Annotated in this window: 21 protein-coding genes; 13 read left to right on the top strand and 8 right to left on the bottom strand. The window is 65.5% G+C overall.

Features of this window, described 5'->3' with window-relative positions; genetic code table 11:
• Window positions 1-381: 381 nt before the first annotated feature.
• From rnk to E8F11_RS15090, 4 genes are all read right to left on the bottom strand, one after another.
• The gene (rnk, locus tag E8F11_RS15105; protein ID WP_280289640.1) at window positions 382-789 is read right to left on the bottom strand and encodes a nucleoside diphosphate kinase regulator; all 408 of its coding nucleotides are present in this window, start codon (window positions 787-789) and stop codon (window positions 382-384) included.
• A gap of 140 nt (window positions 790-929) precedes the next feature.
• A complete protein-coding gene (locus E8F11_RS15100) occupies window positions 930-1,133 on the bottom strand; it encodes a DUF1289 domain-containing protein (RefSeq protein ID WP_280289639.1) in 204 nt (67 codons plus the stop codon).
• Complete coding sequence (gene cyaY, locus E8F11_RS15095; RefSeq protein ID WP_280289638.1) at window positions 1,114-1,446, bottom strand: iron donor protein CyaY; 333 nt, start codon at window positions 1,444-1,446, stop codon at window positions 1,114-1,116. The genes E8F11_RS15100 and cyaY overlap by 20 nt, the downstream gene beginning before the upstream one ends.
• 11 nt (window positions 1,447-1,457) lie before the next feature.
• A complete protein-coding gene (locus E8F11_RS15090; protein ID WP_280289637.1) occupies window positions 1,458-2,501 on the bottom strand; it encodes an AraC family transcriptional regulator in 1,044 nt (347 codons plus the stop codon).
• A gap of 140 nt (window positions 2,502-2,641) precedes the next feature.
• On the opposite strand from E8F11_RS15090, the gene E8F11_RS15085 reads away from it, so the two are divergent.
• The 6 genes from E8F11_RS15085 to E8F11_RS15060 are packed head-to-tail and all read left to right on the top strand — an operon-like array spanning window position 2,642 to window position 7,222.
• Window positions 2,642-2,782 (top strand): lipoprotein, encoded by a 141-nt coding sequence (locus E8F11_RS15085; protein ID WP_280289636.1) that lies wholly within the window; start codon window positions 2,642-2,644, stop codon window positions 2,780-2,782.
• A 14-nt stretch (window positions 2,783-2,796) separates the two neighbouring features.
• Window positions 2,797-4,044 (top strand): diaminopimelate decarboxylase, encoded by a 1,248-nt coding sequence (gene lysA, locus E8F11_RS15080; protein ID WP_280289635.1) that lies wholly within the window; start codon window positions 2,797-2,799, stop codon window positions 4,042-4,044.
• Window positions 4,045-4,054: 10 nt separating this feature from the next.
• Window positions 4,055-4,885: a diaminopimelate epimerase gene (dapF, locus tag E8F11_RS15075; protein WP_280289634.1), complete on the top strand. Its 831-nt coding sequence runs from the start codon at window positions 4,055-4,057 to the stop codon at window positions 4,883-4,885.
• On the top strand, window positions 4,882-5,595 hold the full coding sequence (locus tag E8F11_RS15070) for a DUF484 family protein (RefSeq protein ID WP_280289632.1): 714 nt from the start codon (window positions 4,882-4,884) through the stop codon (window positions 5,593-5,595). The genes dapF and E8F11_RS15070 overlap by 4 nt, the downstream gene beginning before the upstream one ends.
• A 29-nt stretch (window positions 5,596-5,624) precedes the next feature.
• Window positions 5,625-6,521: a tyrosine recombinase XerC gene (gene xerC, locus E8F11_RS15065; RefSeq protein WP_280289631.1), complete on the top strand. Its 897-nt coding sequence runs from the start codon at window positions 5,625-5,627 to the stop codon at window positions 6,519-6,521.
• On the top strand, window positions 6,518-7,222 hold the full coding sequence (locus tag E8F11_RS15060; protein ID WP_280289630.1) for an HAD-IA family hydrolase: 705 nt from the start codon (window positions 6,518-6,520) through the stop codon (window positions 7,220-7,222). Before xerC ends, E8F11_RS15060 begins: the two co-directional genes overlap by 4 nt.
• A 225-nt stretch (window positions 7,223-7,447) precedes the next feature.
• Here E8F11_RS15060 and sutA read toward each other — a convergent pair whose 3' ends face one another.
• The 4 genes from sutA to glnK all read right to left on the bottom strand — a co-directional run bounded on the left by sutA (window position 7,448) and on the right by glnK (window position 10,094).
• Window positions 7,448-7,762 (bottom strand): transcriptional regulator SutA, encoded by a 315-nt coding sequence (gene sutA, locus E8F11_RS15055; protein ID WP_280289629.1) that lies wholly within the window; start codon window positions 7,760-7,762, stop codon window positions 7,448-7,450.
• Between the two features lie 76 nt (window positions 7,763-7,838).
• Window positions 7,839-8,264, bottom strand: coding sequence for a secondary thiamine-phosphate synthase enzyme YjbQ (locus E8F11_RS15050; RefSeq protein ID WP_280289628.1), 426 nt, complete (start codon window positions 8,262-8,264; stop codon window positions 7,839-7,841).
• Window positions 8,265-8,401: 137 nt separating this feature from the next.
• Complete coding sequence (locus tag E8F11_RS15045) at window positions 8,402-9,721, bottom strand: ammonium transporter (protein WP_280289627.1); 1,320 nt, start codon at window positions 9,719-9,721, stop codon at window positions 8,402-8,404.
• Between the two features lie 34 nt (window positions 9,722-9,755).
• Window positions 9,756-10,094: a P-II family nitrogen regulator gene (gene glnK, locus E8F11_RS15040; protein ID WP_003457590.1), complete on the bottom strand. Its 339-nt coding sequence runs from the start codon at window positions 10,092-10,094 to the stop codon at window positions 9,756-9,758.
• A 410-nt stretch (window positions 10,095-10,504) separates the two neighbouring features.
• Between glnK and E8F11_RS15035 the strand changes: the two genes are divergently transcribed.
• The 7 genes from E8F11_RS15035 (at window position 10,505) to E8F11_RS15005 (ending at window position 20,029) form a co-directional block, all read left to right on the top strand.
• Window positions 10,505-10,768, top strand: coding sequence for an accessory factor UbiK family protein (locus E8F11_RS15035; RefSeq protein WP_280289626.1), 264 nt, complete (start codon window positions 10,505-10,507; stop codon window positions 10,766-10,768).
• 37 nt (window positions 10,769-10,805) lie between these two features.
• A complete protein-coding gene (locus E8F11_RS15030) occupies window positions 10,806-12,302 on the top strand; it encodes a YifB family Mg chelatase-like AAA ATPase (protein WP_280289625.1) in 1,497 nt (498 codons plus the stop codon).
• 301 nt (window positions 12,303-12,603) lie between these two features.
• A complete protein-coding gene (gene betT, locus E8F11_RS15025) occupies window positions 12,604-14,580 on the top strand; it encodes a choline BCCT transporter BetT (RefSeq protein ID WP_280289623.1) in 1,977 nt (658 codons plus the stop codon).
• Window positions 14,581-14,818: 238 nt separating this feature from the next.
• A complete protein-coding gene (locus E8F11_RS15020; RefSeq protein ID WP_280289622.1) occupies window positions 14,819-15,619 on the top strand; it encodes a TlpA disulfide reductase family protein in 801 nt (266 codons plus the stop codon).
• Between the two features lie 433 nt (window positions 15,620-16,052).
• Entirely contained in the window at window positions 16,053-16,652 is a 600-nt protein-coding gene (locus E8F11_RS15015) for a fimbrial protein (RefSeq protein WP_280289621.1), read from the top strand.
• A gap of 52 nt (window positions 16,653-16,704) precedes the next feature.
• Window positions 16,705-17,412 (top strand): molecular chaperone, encoded by a 708-nt coding sequence (locus E8F11_RS15010; RefSeq protein WP_280289620.1) that lies wholly within the window; start codon window positions 16,705-16,707, stop codon window positions 17,410-17,412.
• 103 nt (window positions 17,413-17,515) lie between these two features.
• Window positions 17,516-20,029, top strand: a complete 2,514-nt coding sequence (locus E8F11_RS15005; RefSeq protein WP_280289619.1) for a fimbria/pilus outer membrane usher protein — start codon at window positions 17,516-17,518, stop codon at window positions 20,027-20,029.
• The last annotated feature ends 1 nt before the right edge of the window (window position 20,030 follow it).

Genomic DNA, 20,030 nt, shown 5'->3' with positions numbered 1-20,030 from the left:
CCTGCGCAACGCTTCCGCTCGGCCTGCTGACGGGGCAGAGTCGCTGCCCCACCTCTTCTGCACTGGTTCAGGCAATGAGCAGGCATCAGGATTACCGCGTCCTGTCAGGCGCGAGTCACCCCTCGCCCTCCGGGGCGAAGAGGCACGCTGTCGGAAGCACCGCTTCCGGTGCCGATAAGCGCCTTAGCGCGCAGCGATCAGGCTGGGGCGCAGGGCGGGGGCCGGGGGTGAGGGATGCATCAGGCAGGCGCGGAGGTCTGAAAGAGCCGTACTAGACGCATCTATTCGGTGCTGCAACAGCTAACGCAGACATAGCAACTGAAATCGCCCCTACGGCAGCAGAGCCCTGCAAGACTGAGCCGGCGGGGCGGCGAGGGGGGATCAGCGGCTGTATTCGCCGGCCGCCTCGGGCTGGTATTCGACAGCCAGCAGCGTCAGCTTGAAGGTCTTGCCGCCGGGAACCGGCCAGTCGATGTGCTGGCCGACGGACAGGCCGAGCAGCGCACTGCCCACCGGGGCGAGAATGGAAACCTTGCCCTCGCCACCCGCGTCTTCCGGGTAGACCAGGGTCAGGTGGTAGTCCTTGCCGCTGCCTTCTTCGCGGCAGTGCACACGGGAGTTCATGGTCACCACGCCTGGCGGCACCTCGTCGTGGCCAACCACCTGGGCGCGCGCCAGCTCCCGCTCCAGCGCCTCGGCACCGGGGCCGAACTCCTCCAGGCTGTCGAGCAGGCGCTCGAGGCGTTGCAGGTCGAGACGGGTAATGGTGATGGTCGGCTGGGTGTTCATGGCGAAGGCAAGACTCCTTGTGTGACTCGAAAAAAGCGAAACCCCGCCCGAAGGCGGGGTTTCAGAATTTGTCTGCCCGGACAATTTGCCCGGAGGCCTGACAGTACGTCAGCACGGCGGCGATTGGCAAGACCGCGCGGTCAGCCGGGCATCGGGCGCCGCCGTTGCTGGGCAGCAGCGCAGATCTCGCGGCGACGCGGGTCGCTGGCCTGGTTCCATTCGCAGATTTCCGCCAGGGTTCGACCGCAGCCTACACAGACGTCGGTCTCATCCAGACAGCAGCGTCGGACACAAGGCGACGGGTGGCGTGCCGCAGAGGCGCTGTCAGAGTTCGTCGAACTCAAGGTCTTCGCCCGCCTGTTCGCGGGTCACGCGGTTGAGCAGCTCGCCCAGGGGCTCGTCGCTGCTGTCGCAGATCCAGCGGCCGCTCGCTTCATCGTAGTCGAAGTGGAAGCCGCCCGAACGCGCTGCCACCCAGAGCTGGCGCAGCGGTTCCTGGCGGCTGAGGATCACCTGGCTACCGTTCTCGAAGCGCACGGTGAGCACGCCGGCGCTGTTCTCCAGGTCAATGTCCAGGTCACTGTCATCGAATGCGTCTTCCACCTGTTCCTGGACGGCATCGACCAGGTCGTGGAATCGGGCTTCGCTCAAACTCATCGGGGTTTACCTCAGGGCATAGGGTGTGAAGGGCGACGGTACTCGCCGAGGCTCTGTCCGGTCCAGCGGCGGAAGGCGCGGGCCAGGGAGCCGGGCTCGCTGAAACCGACCAGGAAGGCGATATCGGCCAGTTCCAGGGCCGGATCGCGCAGATAGTGCAGCACCAGCTGCTGGCGAGTCTCGTCCACCAGCTGGCTGAAGGATAACCCGGCCTCCCGCAGGCGGCGCTGCAAGGTTCTCGGGCTGAGGGAAAGGGCCTCGGCGAGCCGCTCCAGGTCCGGCCCCTCGGCGGCCAGTTGGGCGGCCAGCGACTCGCGGGCGCGGTCGAGGACGCTATGGCCTTGGCGCAACTCGCCGAGCAGGCGCTCGGCATAGGCATCGAACAGGCGGCGAACCTCGGCGTCGGCCTGGCCGAGCGGCGTCGACAGCAGGCGCCGGGGAAAGACCAGGGCGTTGTCCACCTGGTTGAACGATACCGGGCAGCGGAAGATGCGCAGGTGCTCCGAGACGTCCGCCGGCGCCGGATGCTGGAAGCGCACCTCGGTGGGCGGGATGTCCAGTCCGGTTATCCAGCGGCCGAAGGTCACCCAACCGGCCAGGGTCTCCTCCGCCAGCAGGACCCGCTGCTGCGGCAGAAGCGGCTGCCAACTGTGCGCCACCTGCGGCTCCAGGCCTTCGCGTACTGGTTCGTCGGCCAGCTCCACGCGGCCGAGGTTTCCCACTAGCGCCGCATAGCGCGCCTGTCGATGGAGGGCGTCGGCCAGGGTGGCGCAGCTCATCAGCAGGTAACCCAGCACACCGTAGTAGCCGGGCCGCACGGCCTCGCCCAGGTGCAGGCCGAGCTGCGGGTCGCCGGACAGGCGCGCGGCCTGGCCGAGCAGCTCCAGGTAGGCGCTGGCGGCGATGCGCTGGTCGCGCTGGGCGAGGATGGCCGGGGTCAGCTGCACATGCCCGAGCAGCTCGGCCGGGGCCACGCCGCTCTGCCCAAGGTGCTCCACCAGTCCCTGCAGATAGGCGACCGAGACGGAGCCGGCAAGGGATGCGCCGATGTCCATGGGATCTCCTTTTTCCAGGGGCCAATGCTAGCCCCGCGCAGGCCCGCAGGCCACGCCGGACGGGAATTCCGCCGAATAGGCAAGGCGTCGGGGGGTCGGTATACTCCGGAACAATTCACGTTTTCTGCAAGGATTCCGTCATGAAGCGACTCCACGCCCCCTTCGTCGCCCTGCTCGCCGCCGCCTGTCTGCTGGCCGGCTGCGGCCAGAAAGGCCCGCTTTATCTGCCGGACGACGAAAAAGCAGCGAAAGAACACCAGAAAGACGTGTACATCCGCTGACCGGGAGAGTCGCCATGGACGCTTTCACTTACCGCGACGGTGAGCTGTTCGCGGAAGGCGTAGCGCTGTCCGATATCGCCGCCCGGTTCGGCACGCCTACCTACGTCTATTCCCGTGCCCATATAGAGGCCCAGTACCAGGCCTATGCCGACGCCCTCGCCGGCGCGCCGGGCATGGTCTGCTACGCGGTCAAGGCCAACTCCAACCTCGGCGTGCTGAACCTGCTGGCGCGCCAGGGTGCGGGCTTCGACATCGTCTCCAGCGGTGAGCTGGAGCGCGTGCTGGCTGCGGGCGGCGATGCCTCGCGCATCGTCTTCTCCGGCGTCGGCAAGAGCCGCGACGACATGCGCCGCGCCCTGGAGGCCGGCGTGCACTGCTTCAACGTCGAGTCGCGCAACGAGCTGGAACGCCTGCAGAACGTGGCCGCGGCCATGGAAGTGAAGGCCCCGGTGTCCCTGCGGGTGAACCCCGACGTGGATGCCGGCACCCACCCCTACATCGCCACCGGCCTCAAGGAAAACAAGTTCGGCATCGCCATCGACGAAGCGGAAGCCGTCTATGCCCATGCCGCCACCCTGTCGAACCTGGACGTGATCGGCGTCGACTGCCACATCGGCTCCCAGCTCACCAGCCTGGAGCCTTTCCTCGACGCCCTCGACCGCCTGCTGGCGCTGATCGACCGCCTCAAAGCGCGCGGCATCGCGATCCGCCACCTCGACCTCGGCGGCGGCATCGGCGTGCGCTACCGCGACGAGCAGCCGCCGCTGCCCGGCGACTACATCCAGGCCGTGCGTCAGCGCATCCAGGGCCGCAACCTGGCGCTGCTGTTCGAGCCAGGGCGTTCCATAGTCGCCAATGCCGGCGTGCTGCTGACCCAGGTGGAATACCTCAAGCACACTGAACACAAGGATTTCGCCGTGATCGACGCGGCCATGAACGACCTGATCCGCCCGGCGCTCTACGACGCCTGGATGGACGTGGTGCCGGTAGAGCCCCATACCGGCGAAGAACGTACCTACGACCTGGTCGGCCCGATCTGCGAAACCGGCGATTTCCTCGCCCGCGAACGCACGCTGGTGCTGGCCGAGGGCGATCTGCTGGCGATACGTTCCGCCGGCGCCTACGGTTTCGTTATGAGTTCCAACTACAACACCCGCGGCCGCGCCGCCGAAGTGCTGGTGGACGGCGAGCAGGCCTTCGAGGTCCGCCGCCGCGAAACGATCGAAGACCTTTACGCCGGCGAAAGCCTGCTGCCGCAGTGAGGGCGCAGCCATGCTATTGCGCTTCACCAAGATGCACGGCCTCGGCAACGACTTCATGGTCCTCGACCTGGTCAGCCAGCACGCGCACATCCAGCCCAAACACGCCAAGCAGTGGGGCGACCGCCACACCGGCATCGGCTTCGACCAGTTGCTGATAGTCGAGGCGCCGACCAATCCGGATGTCGACTTCCGCTATCGCATCTTCAACTCCGATGGTTCGGAAGTGGAGCAATGCGGCAACGGCGCACGCTGCTTCGCCCGCTTCGTCCTCGACAAGCGCCTGACGGTGAAGAAGCGCATCCGCGTCGAAACCAAGGGCGGCATCATCGAGCTGGATGTGCGGCCCGATGGCCAGGTCACCGTGGACATGGGGCCGCCGCGCCTGGTCCCGCAGCAGATCCCCTTCAGCGCCGACGGCGAAGCCCTGAGCTACCCGGTGGACGTGGATGGGCAGACCGTCGAACTGGCGGCCATCTCCATGGGCAATCCCCATGCGGTGCTGCGCGTCGATGACGTCGCCACTGCGCCAGTGCACAGCCTGGGGCCTAAGCTGGAACATCACCCGCGCTTCCCGCAACGGGTGAATGTCGGCTTCCTGCAGATAGTCGACCGCAAGCTGGCCAAGTTGCGTGTCTGGGAACGCGGCGCGGGGGAAACCCAGGCCTGCGGCACCGGCGCCTGCGCCGCAGCGGTAGCGGCGATCCGTCAGGGCTGGATGGACTCCCCGGTGCAACTCGACCTGCCGGGCGGCCGGCTCTGCATCGAGTGGGCAGGCCCGGGGCACCCCGTTATGATGACCGGACCCGCCGTCCGCGTATTCGAAGGACAGGTTCGCCTATGACCGACCAGCACCAGGATCAGGATCAGGATCAGCCGCATCACCTCGACGCCGAGACCGTGGCCGCCTACCTGCGCCTCCATCCGGAGTTCTTCGTCCACCACGAAGAGCTGATTCCCGAAATGCGCATCCCCCACCAGCCGGGCGATGCCGTGTCCCTGGTGGAGCGCCAGATCAAGCTGCTGCGCGAGCGCAACATCGAGATGCGCCATCGCCTGTCGCAGCTGATGGACGTGGCCCGGGAGAACGACCGGCTGTTCGACAAGACCCGCCGTCTGGCGCTCGACCTGCTCGACGCCTCCTGTCTGGAGGAAGTAGTGGGCGCGGTGGAAGACAGCCTGCGCCATGAGTTCCAGGTGCCCTTCGTCAGCCTCATCCTGTTCAGCGAGAACGCCCTGCCGGTGGGCCGCAGCGTCAGCGCAGCCGAGGCGCACCAGAGCATCGGCGGCCTGCTCGCGGGCGGCAAGACCATCTGCGGCGTGCTGCGCAGCCACGAGCTGGAGTTCCTCTTCGGCAGTGATGAGCGCGACCAGGTCGGCTCCGCCGCCGTGGTCAGCCTGACGCACCAGGGCCTGCACGGCGTGCTGGCCATCGGCAGCCCGGACCCGCAGCACTACAAGAGCTCCCTCGGCACCCTGTTCCTCGGCTATGTCGCCGAAGTCTTGGCCCGAGTGCTGCCGCGCTTCGCCACACCGCTGCGTTCGGTGAGATAACCGCACACCGCGCATCCCAAGGAAGTCCCATGCAAGCCGACCTGGATGCCTACCTGAACCACCTGCGCAGCGAGCGCCAGGTCTCGGCCCACACCCTGGACGGCTATCACCGTGACCTACTGAAAGTGCGCGCGCTCTGCGAGAAATTCGCCATCGCCGACTGGAACGACCTGGACGTGCGCACCCTGCGTAGCTTCGTCGCAAGGCTGCACCAGGATGGCCTCTCCAGCCGCAGCCTGGCCCGCCTGCTCTCGGCCGTGCGCGGCCTCTATCAGTACCTGATCCGCGAAGGCCGCTGCCGCCACGACCCGGCCAACGGCTTATCTGCCCCCAAAGGCGCCCGACGCCTGCCCCGGGCGTTGGACGCCGACCGCACTCTGCAGCTGCTGGACGGCGCCGTGGAAGACGACTTCATCGCCCGCCGCGACCAGGCCATGCTGGAACTCTTCTACTCCTCCGGCCTGCGCCTCTCCGAGCTGGTGGGGCTGGACCTCGACGGCCTCGACCTCGCCGCCGGCCTGGTGCGCGTGCGCGGCAAGGGCAACAAGACCCGCGAACTGCCGGTTGGGCGCAAGGCCCGCGAAGCGCTGGACGAGTGGCTCCCGCTGCGCGCCATGGCCGGCCCCGGCGACCAGGCGGTGTTCATCAGCCAGCAGGGCCGCCGCCTGACCCCACGAGCCATCCAACTGCGGGTGCGCCAGGCCGGTGTTCGTGAACTGGGCCAGCATTTGCACCCGCACATGCTGCGGCACTCCTTCGCCAGCCATATGCTGGAGTCGTCCCAGGACCTGCGGGCGGTCCAGGAACTGCTCGGCCACGCCGACATTTCCACCACCCAGATCTACACCCACCTGGACTTCCAGCACCTGGCCTCGGTCTACGACCAGGCCCACCCCAGGGCCAAGCGACGCGGAGCGGACGAATGAGCATCCGACTGATCACCTTCGACCTGGATGACACCCTCTGGGACAACCGCCCTGTAATCGAGGGTGCCGAAACGGCCATGCGCGACTGGCTGATGGAACACACCCCAGCCCTGGGAACCCTGCCGGTGGAGCACCTCTGGGCCATACGCGCCGAGGTCCTGGCCGCCGAGCCGGCCCTCAAGCACCGCCTCAGCGAGCTGCGCCGGCGCACCCTGCGCCGCGCGCTGCAGGGCGTCGGCTATTCCGCCGAGGACGCCGTAGACCTGGCCGAAGGTGCCTTCCAAGCCATGCTCCACGCGCGTCACCGCATCACCTTCTTCCCCGACACCGTGCCCACCCTGGAGCGCCTGGCCAACCGCTATAGCCTGGGGGTGATCACCAACGGCAATGCCGACGTGCGCCGCCTGGGCCTGGCCGACTACTTCAAGTTCGCCCTCTGCGCCGAGGAACTGGGCATCGGCAAGCCGGACCCGGTGCCCTTCCTCGAAGCGCTCAAGCGGGGCGGGGTCAGCGCAGGGGAAGCCGTGCACATCGGCGACCATCCGGCCGACGACATCGAAGGCGCACGCCGCGCCGGCCTGCGCGCCATCTGGTTCAATCCCCTTGGCAAGGAGTGGAGCGGCGAGCAGCTGCCGGATGCGGAAATCACCAGCCTGGCCGAGCTGCCCGGCGTGCTGGCGCGCTTGGCGCGCTGGCATTGAGGGAAGAGCCTCTCTCGTAGGGTGGATCACGCTTCACCGATCCACCATCGGCGTTCGGCATGGCAGACCTGGTGGACAAAAGAGCGCTGTCCACCCGACAGATCCGACGGGCGAGCCCGCGGACTTTCGCGAATGAATTCGCCCCCACAAGTGCCCGCCCCACGCCATTCCAATCGCCCATGAAAAAGCCCGCCATATAGCGGGCTTCTTCGACGGGTGCCTGCCTCAGATGGGGCGGCTGCCGTACTTGCTGTCCGGCTTCTTCGGCGGGTCGGCTACCACGTTGGGCTCGACCTCTTGCACCTTGCCGCCACGGGCCAGGAAATCTTCCATGGCCTTGGCCAGGGCGTCACGCTCTTTCTGCTTGGCTTCGATGCTGGGCATCTCTTCGACTTCGACTGCGGCCTTGGCCTTCTTCCCGGAGGGAGCAGGGGCCTCGCCTTCGTCGTCGCTATCACCATCATCGGCTGCAGCCAACTCTTCGCCGTCGTCCTCGTCGGCCGCTTCCAGCTCGTCTTGTTCCAGTTCTTCGTCGCTCATGTTCTACCTCATGCCTTGCCAAAGCAGGTTAGTTATAGCCCAGCTGCGCCAGCTTTCTAACGCTGCCGGAAAAAATTCAGGGCACCTCGCCGTGCAAGGTCGCCATCACCCTGCGCGCACCGCCCTGGTCGCGGTGCTCGCCCAGGTAGACACCCTGCCAGGTGCCCATCGCCAGTTGCCCGTCATGGACCGGCAAGCTCAGCTGGCAGCCCAGGAGACTGCCCTTGAAGTGCGCGGGCAGATCGTCCGGCCCTTCATAATCATGTTCATAGTCGCTTTCACCCTGGGGCACCAGGCGATTGGAGAATCGCTCGAAATCCCGACGCACTGCAGGGTCGGCATTTTCGTTGACCGTCAGGGAAGCCGAGGTGTGCTGCAGCCAGAGGTGCAACAGACCGACGCGGTAGCGCCTCAGTTCCGGCAATGCCGCGAGGATTTCATCCGTGACCAGATGGAAGCCACGCGGCCTCGGGCGCAAGGTGATCAGGGTCTGCTGCCACATCCGCAAATACCTGTCTCGGCTCGTTCGGCGGGCATTCTAGCGCGGCCGCTGAAAAAACAAAGGGCGCCTTGCGGCGCCCTTTCGGCTTTCTTGCCAATTCCCCCGCCGGCAGCTGCCGAACGGGGAAATCACAAGGATCAGAGGTTGTAGCCGCGCTCGTTGTGCTGGGCCAGGTCGAGACCGACAGTCTCTTCCTCGTCGTTGACTCGCAGGCCCATGACCACGTCCAGCACCTTGAGGATCACGAAGGTGACGATGCCGGTGTAGACCACGGTGAAGGCCACGCCTTGGAACTGGGTCAGCAACTGGGCGCCGATGTCTTCGACGGTGCCGAAGCCACCCAGCGCTGGGGCTGCGAAGACGCCGGTCAGCAGGGCGCCGACGATGCCGCCGACGCCATGCACGCCGAAGGCATCCAGGGAGTCGTCGTAGCCCACCTTGCGCTTGAGGCTGGTGGCGCAGAAGTAGCAGATCACGCCAGCGACCAGGCCGATGACCAGGGCACCCATCGGGCCGACGGTACCAGCGGCCGGGGTGATGGCGACCAGGCCGGCAACCACGCCGGAAGCGATGCCCAGGGCGCTCGGCTTACCGTGGGTCAGCCACTCGGCGAACATCCAGCCCAGGGCAGCGGCGGCGGTAGCAATCTGGGTGACCAGCATGGCCATGCCGGCAGTACCGTTGGCGGCTACCGCGGAGCCAGCGTTGAAGCCGAACCAGCCGATCCACAGCATGGCGGCGCCGAGCAGGGTGTAGCCCAGGTTGTGCGGGGCCATCGGGGTGTGCGGGTAGCCCTTGCGCTTGCCCAGCACCAGGCAGGCCACCAGACCGGCGACACCGGCGTTGATGTGCACCACGGTGCCGCCGGCGAAGTCCAGCACGCCCCAGTCCCACATCAGGCCGCCGTTGCCGCTCCACACCATGTGGGCGATCGGCGCATAGACCAGGGTGAACCAGACGGCCATGAAGATCAGCATGGCGGAGAATTTCATGCGCTCGGCGAAGGCGCCGACGATCAGGGCCGGGGTGATGATGGCGAAGGTCATCTGGAAGGTGATGAACACGCTCTCAGGCACCGCGTACACCAGGCTGCTGGTGTTCAGGCCGCTGAGGAAAGCCTTGGACAGGCCGCCGACGAAGGAGTTGAAGTTGACGACGCCCTGTTCCATGCCCGTGGTGTCGAAGGTCAGGCTGTAGCCGTAGACCACCCACAGGATGCTGATCAGGCCGGTGATGGCGAAGCACTGCATCATCACCGAAAGAACGTTCTTGGACCGCACCATGCCGCCGTAGAACAGTGCCAGACCGGGAATAGTCATGAACAGCACCAGCGCGGTAGCGACGATCATCCATGCCGTATCGCCGCTGTTCAGCACGACCTCGTCGGCGGCCATGGCCAGGCCGGGGGTAACGAGGGACAAAAGGGCTCCTAGCCCTGCGGTTTTACGCAGAGTCATGTTGTTTTCTCCTGGGGCGTTGGGGTTCGGCGGCTTAAATCGCGTCTGTGCCGGTTTCGCCGGTACGGATACGGATGGCCTGTTCCAGATTGACGACGAAAATCTTGCCGTCACCGATCTTGCCGGTATTGGCTGCCTTGGTGATGGCCTCGATGACCCGATCCAGCTGGTCGTCGGCGATAGCCACGTCAATCTTCACCTTGGGCAGGAAATCGACAACGTACTCGGCGCCACGGTACAGCTCGGTGTGGCCCTTCTGCCGTCCGAAGCCCTTGACCTCGGTGACCGTGATGCCCTGCACACCGATCTCCGACAACGACTCGCGCACGTCGTCGAGCTTGAAAGGCTTGATGATGGCGGTGACTAGCTTCATGAAACTTCTCCCGTGTTTGGTTGACTTGCCCCAGGAAAAACGAACCCGGCTCAAGTCTAAGCGCAGTGTCTGGCTTTGTAACGCGTCGGACCGCCCTGGCTCGGCACTCCGACAAAAAAACCAACCGCTTCTGGCGAAACACTCCCCCGCCTCGCCCGGTGCACCGGAACTGCATCGGTGCATGCGTCGCTCACCACCTAGCAGAAATCTTGCCAGCTCCCTGCAAAGTGTCTCTTTTCAAGTAGATACTGGCGCAGTGCCGGCCTTTGGCCGCAAAAGCCCCACCCATAACGCACCAAAGAAGTGCGCCACGCCCCGGTGCCCTGCTCAAAAAGTGTGCGCCGGCCATCGCCCGCCCCGGCTCCGGCCACGTGGTAGACTCCCGCCCCATTCACCTCTGGATACCCACCATGCTGCCGCCCAAAGCCCTGCTCGATACGCTTGCCTCCACTGCTTCACGCCTGTTCAGCGGTGATAGCCCGCTGCCTCGCGCCGAGGTCGAGGCGCAGTTCAAGGCCCTGCTGCAGAGCGCCTTCGGCAAGCTCGACCTGGTCAGCCGCGACGAGTTCGACAGCCAGATGGTCGTCCTCGCCCGTACCCGCGCCCGCCTGGAGGCCCTCGAAGCCAAGGTCGCCGAACTGGAAGCCAAGCTGAATCCGCCGTCGGCCGACTGACCCCGGTCCTGCCCGGCGGACCGATCAAGGAGTGATCATGTCCCTGGCCATCGTCCACAGTCGCGCACAGGTCGGCGTCGAAGCCCCTGCCGTGACCGTCGAAGCCCACCTCGCCAATGGCTTGCCGTCCCTGACTCTGGTCGGCCTGCCGGAAGCCGCCGTCAAGGAAAGCAAGGACCGCGTGCGCAGCGCGATCCAGAACAGCGGCTTCGATTTCCCGCCTCGCCGCATCACCCTCAACCTCGCCCCGGCCGATCTGCCGAAGGATGGCGGCCGCTTCGATCTGGCCATCGCCCTCGGCGTACTCGCCGCCAGCGGCCAGTTGCCCACCAACGCCCTGGACGAAGTCGAATGCCTGGGCGAGCTGGCTTTGTCCGGCGCCCTGCGCCCGGTCCAGGGCGTGCTTCCCGCCGCCTTGGCCGCCCGCGCCGCCGGACGCACCCTGGTGGTGCCGAAGGAAAATGCCGAGGAAGCCAGCCTGGCCGGTGGACTCAAGGTGCTGGCCGCCGGGCACCTGCTGGAACTGACAGCCCACTTCGCCGGCCATACGCCGCTTGCTCCCTACGAAGCGAAGGGGCTGCTGGAAGAACGCCCGCCCTACCCCGACCTGGCCGAGGTCCAGGGCCAGGCCGCCGCCAAGCGAGCGCTGCTGGTGGCCGCCGCCGGCAGTCACAACCTGCTTTTCTGCGGTCCGCCGGGCACCGGCAAGACCCTGCTCGCCAGCCGCCTGCCAGGCCTGTTACCGCCCCTGGAGGAAGACGAGGCGCTGGAAGTGGCGGCCATCCACTCGGTGGCCAGTCATGCACCGCTGCAGGCTTGGCCGCAGCGCCCGTTCAGGCAGCCGCACCATAGTGCCTCTGGCGCCGCGCTGGTGGGCGGGGGCAGCCGACCCAAGCCGGGCGAGATCACGCTAGCCCACCAGGGTGTGCTCTTCCTCGATGAACTACCAGAATTCGACCGCAAGGTTCTGGAGGTCTTGCGCGAGCCCCTGGAAAGCGGAGAAATCGTCATCGCCCGCGCCCATGACAAGGTGCGCTTCCCGGCACGCTTCCAACTTGTCGCGGCGATGAACCCCTGCCCCTGTGGATATCTCGGCGACCCCGGCGGACGCTGCCGCTGCACACCCGAACAGATCCAGCGTTACCGGGCCAAGCTCTCCGGCCCGCTGCTGGATCGCATCGACCTGCACCTGACGGTGGCCCGCGAAGCCACCGCCCTGGAGCCCCCCACCAGTACCGGCCCCGGGAGTACGGAAGCCGCCGCCGAAGTGGCCCGGGCGCGACGCCTGCAGCTCCAGCGCCAGGGCTGCGCCAACGCCTTTCTCGACCTCAAGGGCCTGCGCCAGCACTGCGCCCTGGAGGGCACCGACCGCAACTGGCTGGAGGAGGCCTGCGAACGCCTCAACCTGTCCCTGCGCGCGGCCCATCGCATCCTCAAGGTGGCCCGCACCCTGGCCGACCTCGAACAGGCCGAGCACATCGGCCGCCACCACCTGGGAGAAGCCTTGCAGTACCGGCCGGAGTCCATGACCTGAAGCGGGGGCGTACCTGAGAACAACTGTAGGAGCGAGGGGGACGCCGAGTTCTTGCTCGCGAAAGATCGTGCTCGGGCTGTTCGCGAGCAAGCTCGCTCCTACAGGTCCGTAGCCTGGATGAGTTCCGGGAAAGTCCCGTCGCCGCTCTCCCTCACGCCTACAAAAGACGGTCTTCGCCCGAGTCAAAATGCAGATTAAAACTATCAGAAACATCCTACCGAAAGCTCTGCTCTATCGATTGTGCTAGGATTGCGCGCCTTCCGCCCTTGGCGGCCATCCGATTACAAGGAGAGCTAGCTCAATGGAGGCAATCAAGTCTTCGCAATCCACCCTCAACCCGCCGGTCTTTTTCGGCTCCGCTTTCCTCATCATCGCCCTGGTGCTCTTCAGCACCCTCGCCCGTGACCAGGCCCAGGCCCTGTTCGGCGAGATCCAGAACTGGATCGTGCAGAACGCCAGCTGGTTCTATGTGCTCAGCGTGGCGCTGATCCTCATCACGGTACTTTTCCTCGCCGTCAGCCGCCTCGGCGATATCAAGCTGGGGCCTGACCACAGCCAGCCCGACTACAGCAACGGCACCTGGTTCGCCATGCTGTTCGCCGCCGGCATGGGCATCGGCCTGATGTTCTTCGGCGTCGCCGAGCCGCTGATGCACTACGTCAATCCGCCGGTGGGCGATCCCAACACCGTGGCCGCGGCGAAGGAGGCGATGAAGCTGACCTTCTTCCACTGGGGCCTGCACGCCTGGTCGATCTACGCCATCGTTGCGCTGATCCTGGCCTACTTCTGTTTCCGCCACGACCTGCCGCTCACCCTGCGCTCCGCGCTCTACCCGCTGATCGGCGAGCGCATCTTCGGCCCCATCGGCCACGCTGTGGATATCTTCGCCATCCTCGGCACCGTGTTCGGCATCGCCACCTCCCTGGGCTACGGCGTGCTGCAGATCAACAGCGGCCTGCATCACCTGTTCGGCCTGCCGGTGAGCGTGCCGGTACAACTGGTGCTGATCGCCGTCACCTGCGCATTGGCCACCCTTTCGGCGGCCAGCGGGCTGAACAAGGGCATCCGCGTACTCTCCGAGCTCAACCTCGCCCTGGCAGCGCTGCTGATGCTGCTGATACTTGTCCTCGGCCCCACCGTGTTCCTGCTGCAGACCTTCGTGCAGAACACTGGCGGCTATCTCTCCGAGATCGTCAGCAAGACCTTCAACCTCTACGCCTATGAACCCACCGACTGGATCGGCGGCTGGACCCTGCTCTACTGGGGCTGGTGGCTGTCCTGGTCGCCCTTCGTGGGGCTGTTCTTCGCACGCATTTCCCGTGGGCGCACCATCCGCGAATTCGTCTGCGGCGTGCTCTTCGTCCCGGCCGGCTTCACCCTGCTGTGGATGACCATCTTCGGCGACACGGCCATCCACATGGTGCTGCACCAGGGCGTGACCAGCCTGGTGGATACCGTCCGCGAAGACAGCTCGCTGGCGCTGTTCGCCTTCCTCGAACAATTCCCCTTCTCCACCCTGCTGTCGCTGATGGCAGTGATGATGGTGGTGGTGTTCTTCGTCACCTCTGCCGACTCGGGTGCCCTGGTGCTGGACATGCTGGCTTCCGGCGGAAAGGAAAACACGCCGCTCTGGCAGCGGCTGTTCTGGTCGATCCTCACCGGCGTGGTGGCCATGGCCCTGCTCCTGGCCGACGGCCTGAAGGCCCTGCAGACCGCCACCATCGCCAGCGCCCTGCCCTTCGCCGTGGTGCTGCTGGCCGCCACCTGGGGGCTGCTCAAGGCCCTGCGCCTGGACGCCACCAAGCGTGATATCCGCTACCAGGCGCTCAACCTCTCGCGCCCGCCCCAGCGCCAGGAGGGCGGCTGGCAGCGGCGTCTGCGCAACATCCTGATGTTCCCCCGCCGCGTCCACGTCACCCGTTTCATCGACGAGGTAGTGCGCCCGGCCTGCCAGGAAGTGGCCGAGGAGCTGCGCAAGCAGGGGTGCCAGGTAGCGGTGCAGAACGGCGAGGACGGCCGCTGCAAGCTGAACGTCGGCCACGGCGATGAAGTGGACTTCTCCTATGAGGTGCGTCCCCGCTCGCTGCTCCTGCCCCGCTTCGTCGCCCGTGACAACGGCGAAGAGAATGGAGACGCACGCAAGTACTTCCGCGCCGAGGTCCACCTGCGTGAAGGCGGACAGGACTACGACGTGATGGGCTGGAGCCGCGAGGAAGTGATCGGCGACCTGCTCGACCAGTACGAGAAGCACCTGCACTTCCTGCACGTGGTGCGTTGAGTCCTCACCCGGCAACCACAACCTGGCTTTTTGTGGGGGCGAATTCATTCGCTAAGGGCAGCGAAGCTGCCCCCTGGAGTTCCCAGGGGCAGACCTTCGGTCTGCATAGCGAATGAATTCGCCCCCACAGGAAAGGCCCCCCCGCTCAGAGCAGCGCCCGAAACATTTATCCACAGCCTGGCCCTGCCCTCACCACGCCAGCTTGCGATACTCGCCGCCTGTTCCAGCGGAGACCAGCATGACCAGCTTCAACCTCGGCCCCTTCGCCATCCCCATGCAGCATGCGCTGCTCTACCTCGGGTTCTTCGCCGCGCTGTTCACCGGCTGGCTGGCCGGTCGCAAGCGCAAGGCCAATCCCGAAGGCACACTGTTCGTGATGCTGGTCGGCGGCCTGCTGGCGGCGCGGGTGGCCTTCGCCGCCAGCTACTTCGAGCAGTATTCGGACGAGCCGTTGGGCCTTGTGGATATCCGCGATGGCGGCTTCCTGCTCTGGCCCGGCCTGATCGCCGCCGCCCTGCTGGGAGCCCTGCTCGCCTGGCGCCAGCCGGCCCTGCGGCACCCCCTGGTGATCGCCCTGCTGGTGGGCTGCAGTGTCTGGGGTGGCGGCCAGGCGGTGGTCTCGGCCCTGGAACGCAGCCGGCAGCTGCCAGCCCTGAGCCTGATGGACCTGCAAGGTCGCCCGGTGGACTTGCGCGAACTGGATGGCCGCCCGCTGGTTATCAACCTCTGGGCCACCTGGTGTCCGCCATGCCGCCGCGAAATACCGGTACTGGAAGCGGCGCAGAAGGCCCGCCCACAGGTGCGCTTCCTGCTGGTCAACCAGGGCGAACATGCCGAGGCGGTGACCCGCTACCTGGCCGAGCAAGGCCTGGCGCCCCGGGAAGTCCTGCTGGACAGGGGCAATCGCCTGGGCCAGGCCACCGGTTCCTTCGGCCTGCCCACCACACTCTTCTACGACCCGCAGGGCCGGCTGCGGCACAGCCAAATGGGCGAGCTGTCGGCGGCAAGCCTGGAGTACGGCCTGCGCCAGTTGCCTTAGCCCAGCGGTTCGCGCCCCAACCTGCCGAACCCGCAGGGCCGTCCAATGCCTCCTGGACGGCCCTGCCCACTCGACCCCGCCGATGGGTTGAGTTTTCCCACCGCGAACTTCCGCGCCATCAACCCGCCCAAACTCCGCCATTACTGACTGTATTGAACGGTCAGAAACTTCCTTCAGAAAAACACAAATCCATATTCAGAACTTACGCACCAACTTCAATCCGGCACTTGGTTGCCGCCACCTGTTGATACAGATCAAATAAAAACATGAATTTCCTACTTTGTAGGAAAAACCCTACAAGCCAATGAGAGAAAACCAGTAGTCCCGTAGGAATGGCTTTATAGATGTGCTTCTAAGTTTCCTTGAAAATTTAACCAACTCCCAAGGAGTTCAACGACGCAAAAACCTCAATCAGCCAAAAGGAAGTTCTATCGTGACTATCTCCATGAAAAGTCTGCTGGCCGCCGCTGTCGCCAGCCTCCTGGCCAACGGCGCAATGGCCGCCGACGGCACCATCAACTTCACCGGCGAAATTGTCGCCGCCTCCTGCGGCATCTCCGGCGGCGCCGGTACCGGTGTCAGCGGTGAAAAAGGCAACAAGATCATCGACGTCGAACTCGGCAAGGTCTCCATCGACACCCTGGGCGGCACCGCCGGCGGCGGCATCGCGGGCGGCACCAACATCAACCTGAACCTCGACTGCGGCGGCACCGGCACCGGCCTGACCCACGTCCAGCTGAAGTTCGACCCGGCTTCCGGCTCCGGCTTCGACAGCAACACCGGCCTGCTGAAGACCACCGGTGACGCCAAAGGCGTCGGCATCGGCCTCTACAAGGCCGACGGCACCCGCATCAACCTGGCCAACTCGAGCGACGTCTTCGAGGCCGAACTGGTCAAGAGCGGCACCGAGCCGGACGTCACCTACAAAGCCGACATGAACCTGCGCGCCGGCTACGTCATGAGCGGCAAGGTGGAAGACGTCAAGCCGGGTACCGCCGAAGGCACCCTGCCCTTCACCCTGACCTACCGCTAATCCATCAATACCGGAGGGGGCTCGCCCCCTCCGCACCAGAGGCGAGTTCACCATGAGCTATCAACTGTCTTCCAAGATCCTGCTGGGTGGTTGCCTGCTGCTCGTTTCCAGCCTGGCGTCGGCCGGCATCACCCTGGGCAGCACGCGCGTCGTACTCAGCGCCCCCGCCAAAGAGGCCTCGGTGCTGGTCAAGAACCAGGCGAGCCAGGACATCATGATCCAGTCCTGGATCGAAGACGAAGGCGCCACGGGGAAACAGGATGTTCCGTTCGCCATCACTCCCGCGCTGAGCCGCCTGGGCGGCAACAAGCAGCAGAACCTGCGGATCCTCTACTACGGGCAAGGCCTGCCGACCGACAAGGAATCGCTGTTCCGCCTGAACGTACAGGAAATTCCGCAGAAGGCGAAATCCGAGAACACCCTGCAGATCGCCCTGCGCCAGCGGATCAAGTTCTTCTATCGCCCCGCCGGCTTGCCGGGAAAAGTCGAGGACGCTCCCGCCGCCCTGAAATGGCGCCTGACCGGCAAGGGCCTGGAAGTGAGCAATACCTCGGCCTTCCATGTTTCCTTCGGCCGAGTGAAGTTCATCAGCGCCGGCAAGTCCTACGACGTGGACGCAGACATGGCCGCGCCGGGGTCGACACTCGAACTGGGTATCAAGAACTTCCCCGGCAACACTTCCGGTTCCCGGAAAGTCGAGTTCGAAACCATCAATGACTATGGCGGAGTCGACAAGCACACGAGCGAACTCGCCAACTAAATAGCAAGTTTCATCGCCCCAATATCAACGCCTGAAGTCAATCAGCACATTTCAAAAGAGTTATTTCCTCCGGCACGGGGAATTCGACTCAAGGGATAGTTACATGGCCAATTTCATGAAAAAGTTCAATTTCAAGATTGCCGCCTATTCCGGGTCGTCCTGTTTCCTGGCCCTTGGCCTGACCATGCCGGGCGACATCCTGGCCGCGGAGTTCAACGAGCTGTTCCTGAACCAGAGCGGCGGAGCGGTCGAACTCGAGTACTTCGAAAAGGGCAGCAGCGTGCTGCCGGGCTCCTACAGCGTCGATATCTACCTGAACCATGCACTGGCCACCCGCCAGGACATCAACTTCGCCGCCGATGCCACGACCGGCATCGTACGGCCACTGATCCAGCTGGGCCTGCTGAAATCCCTGGGCGTGGATGTCGCCCGGCTGATGCGGGAAAACATCCTCCCGGCGAACCTGGAAGACGTCGCGCCGCTGGATGTCGCCGCCACCATCCAGGGCGCCTCGGTGGAATTCGAGGTCACCGAGCTGGCCCTGATGATCAGCATTCCCCAGGCCTACGTCCGGCGAAATGCCCGCGGCTACGTCGACCCCGCCCTGTGGGACGACGGCATCACCGCCCTGTTCAGCAACTACCAGACCAACTTCAGCCGCAACATCCAGGACGGCCGGACCAGCGACTACCGCTACATCGGCCTGCGCAACGGCTTCAACCTGTTGGGCTGGCGGCTGCGCAACGATTCCTCGCTGACCGGCGGGACGGGCATGCGCAACACCTTCCGCAGCAATCGCACCTATGCCGAACGGGACATCCGTCGCCTCAAGGGCACCCTGGCCGTGGGCGAGCTCTACAGCCCGGGCGAGATCTTCGACAGCGTGCGCATGCGCGGCGTGCAACTCAATTCCGACATCGGCATGCTGCCCGACAACGAGGCCGGGTACGCCCCGGTGGTACGCGGCATCGCCGAGACCAACGCCACGGTGGAAGTGCGCCAGAACGGCTACGTGATCTACTCCACCAGCGTGACGCCGGGGGCCTTCGAGATCACCGATATCTACCCCAGCGGCTCCAATGGTGACCTGGAAGTCCGGATCATCGAAGCCGACGGGCGCGAGCGCAGCTTCCAGCAGTCCTTCTCCTACCTGCCGGTGATGACCCGGCGCGGCAACCTGCGCTACAGCTTCGCCGCCGGCCAGTACCAGACCGATGGCCTTGCCTCGCCCAACTTCACCCAGGGCACCGCGGTCTACGGCATGACCGACAACCTCACCGGCTACGGCGGCGCGGTGGTGGCGGACAAGTACAACGCGGCCAACCTCGGCGTGGGCGTCAACACTCCCATCGGCGGCCTGTCCTTCGACGTCACCAACAGCCAGTCCAAGGCCCGCAGCGGCAACAAGAACCAGGGCCAGAGCGCGCGCTTCCTGTACGCCAAGACCCTGGCCGCCACCGACACCACCTTCACCATGGTCGGCTACCGCTACTCCACCGAGGGTTACCGCACCCTGAACCAGCATGTGGAGGACATGGACTACATCAGCGGCACGAGCGTGGGTCGGCAGAAAAGCCGTTTCGACATGAACATCAACCAGACGCTCAACGGGCGCAGCTCCCTGTTCCTCGGCGTAGGCGAAACCAACTACTGGAACCGCCAGGGCAGTACCCGTCGCTGGCAGCTCGGCTACAGCAGCAGTGTGCGCTCCGCCAGCTACAGCCTCTCCATGTCCCGCACCCAGGACTCCGGCCCGGCGGCGCAGTCGGATACCCAGTTCACCGCCTCCATCAGCATTCCCCTTGGCAGCGGCGCCCGCTCGCACCGGGTCAATGCCAGCGCCATTTCCTCGAACGATGGCGACTCCAGCCTGCAGACCAGCGTTACCGGCTATCTGGACGAAGGAAACACCGTCAACTACGCCGCCCAGGCCAGCCACAGCGATCGCGGGGGCAGCTCGGGCAGCCTGGGCATCGGCTGGGATACCCCGAAATCCAAGCTGAACGCCAACTACAGCCAGGGCCGCGACAACAAGCACATGGACCTGAGCGCCGCGGGTTCCGTGGTGCTGCACAGCGGCGGGGTGACTTTCGGCGCGCCGGTGGGGGAAACCTTCGCCCTCGTCGAGGTACCGGAAATCCGCGGGGTCGGCGTCGAGGGCTACCAGTCCGTCCGCACCGACCGCAAGGGTTACGCCGTGGTCCCCTATGCCCAGCCCTACCGCTACAACTGGCTGAACCTGGACACCAATACCCTGGGCAGCGATACCGAAATCGCCGACAACGCGCAGATGGTCGTGCCGACCCGTGGCGCCATCGTCAAGGGCCGTTTCGCCGCCGAATCCGGCCGCCGCGTGCAGTTCGACCTGAGCCAGGACAACGGCCAGAAGATTCCCTTCGGCGCCCAGGCACATGACGAGAAGGACAAGGTACTGGGCATGGTGGACAACCTGTCCCGCCTGTTGGTGTTCGGCATCCAGGAGCAGGGCCGGCTGGCGATCCGCTGGAGCGAGGGTGCCTGCACGATCGACTACTCCCTGCCGCCGGTGAACAAGGAGCTGGCCTACGAACGGGTCGCCGCGTCCTGCCGTCCTAGCCCCATCGAGCAACCCCTGTGAA

It is taken from the genome of Pseudomonas sp. BN417, assembly GCF_029871205.1.
Classification (GTDB): domain Bacteria; phylum Pseudomonadota; class Gammaproteobacteria; order Pseudomonadales; family Pseudomonadaceae; genus Metapseudomonas.
The sequence above is the reverse complement of the archived record's forward strand: the minus strand, read 5'-3'. Positions and strand labels throughout refer to the sequence as shown.

What these genes read in the sequence shown, in the direction of transcription:
- rnk (WP_280289640.1), bottom strand. Translation starts at nt 789, where the DNA reads ATGAACACCCAGCCGACCATCACCATTACCCGTCTCGACCTGCAACGC.
- cyaY (WP_280289638.1), bottom strand. Translation starts at nt 1,446, where the DNA reads ATGAGTTTGAGCGAAGCCCGATTCCACGACCTGGTCGATGCCGTCCAG.
- E8F11_RS15090 (WP_280289637.1), bottom strand. Translation starts at nt 2,501, where the DNA reads ATGGACATCGGCGCATCCCTTGCCGGCTCCGTCTCGGTCGCCTATCTG.
- E8F11_RS15085 (WP_280289636.1), top strand. Translation starts at nt 2,642, where the DNA reads ATGAAGCGACTCCACGCCCCCTTCGTCGCCCTGCTCGCCGCCGCCTGT.
- lysA (WP_280289635.1), top strand. Translation starts at nt 2,797, where the DNA reads ATGGACGCTTTCACTTACCGCGACGGTGAGCTGTTCGCGGAAGGCGTA.
- dapF (WP_280289634.1), top strand. Translation starts at nt 4,055, where the DNA reads ATGCTATTGCGCTTCACCAAGATGCACGGCCTCGGCAACGACTTCATG.
- E8F11_RS15070 (WP_280289632.1), top strand. Translation starts at nt 4,882, where the DNA reads ATGACCGACCAGCACCAGGATCAGGATCAGGATCAGCCGCATCACCTC.
- xerC (WP_280289631.1), top strand. Translation starts at nt 5,625, where the DNA reads ATGCAAGCCGACCTGGATGCCTACCTGAACCACCTGCGCAGCGAGCGC.
- E8F11_RS15060 (WP_280289630.1), top strand. Translation starts at nt 6,518, where the DNA reads ATGAGCATCCGACTGATCACCTTCGACCTGGATGACACCCTCTGGGAC.
- sutA (WP_280289629.1), bottom strand. Translation starts at nt 7,762, where the DNA reads ATGAGCGACGAAGAACTGGAACAAGACGAGCTGGAAGCGGCCGACGAG.
- E8F11_RS15050 (WP_280289628.1), bottom strand. Translation starts at nt 8,264, where the DNA reads ATGTGGCAGCAGACCCTGATCACCTTGCGCCCGAGGCCGCGTGGCTTC.
- E8F11_RS15045 (WP_280289627.1), bottom strand. Translation starts at nt 9,721, where the DNA reads ATGACTCTGCGTAAAACCGCAGGGCTAGGAGCCCTTTTGTCCCTCGTT.
- glnK (WP_003457590.1), bottom strand. Translation starts at nt 10,094, where the DNA reads ATGAAGCTAGTCACCGCCATCATCAAGCCTTTCAAGCTCGACGACGTG.
- E8F11_RS15035 (WP_280289626.1), top strand. Translation starts at nt 10,505, where the DNA reads ATGCTGCCGCCCAAAGCCCTGCTCGATACGCTTGCCTCCACTGCTTCA.
- E8F11_RS15030 (WP_280289625.1), top strand. Translation starts at nt 10,806, where the DNA reads ATGTCCCTGGCCATCGTCCACAGTCGCGCACAGGTCGGCGTCGAAGCC.
- betT (WP_280289623.1), top strand. Translation starts at nt 12,604, where the DNA reads ATGGAGGCAATCAAGTCTTCGCAATCCACCCTCAACCCGCCGGTCTTT.
- E8F11_RS15020 (WP_280289622.1), top strand. Translation starts at nt 14,819, where the DNA reads ATGACCAGCTTCAACCTCGGCCCCTTCGCCATCCCCATGCAGCATGCG.
- E8F11_RS15010 (WP_280289620.1), top strand. Translation starts at nt 16,705, where the DNA reads ATGAGCTATCAACTGTCTTCCAAGATCCTGCTGGGTGGTTGCCTGCTG.
- E8F11_RS15005 (WP_280289619.1), top strand. Translation starts at nt 17,516, where the DNA reads ATGGCCAATTTCATGAAAAAGTTCAATTTCAAGATTGCCGCCTATTCC.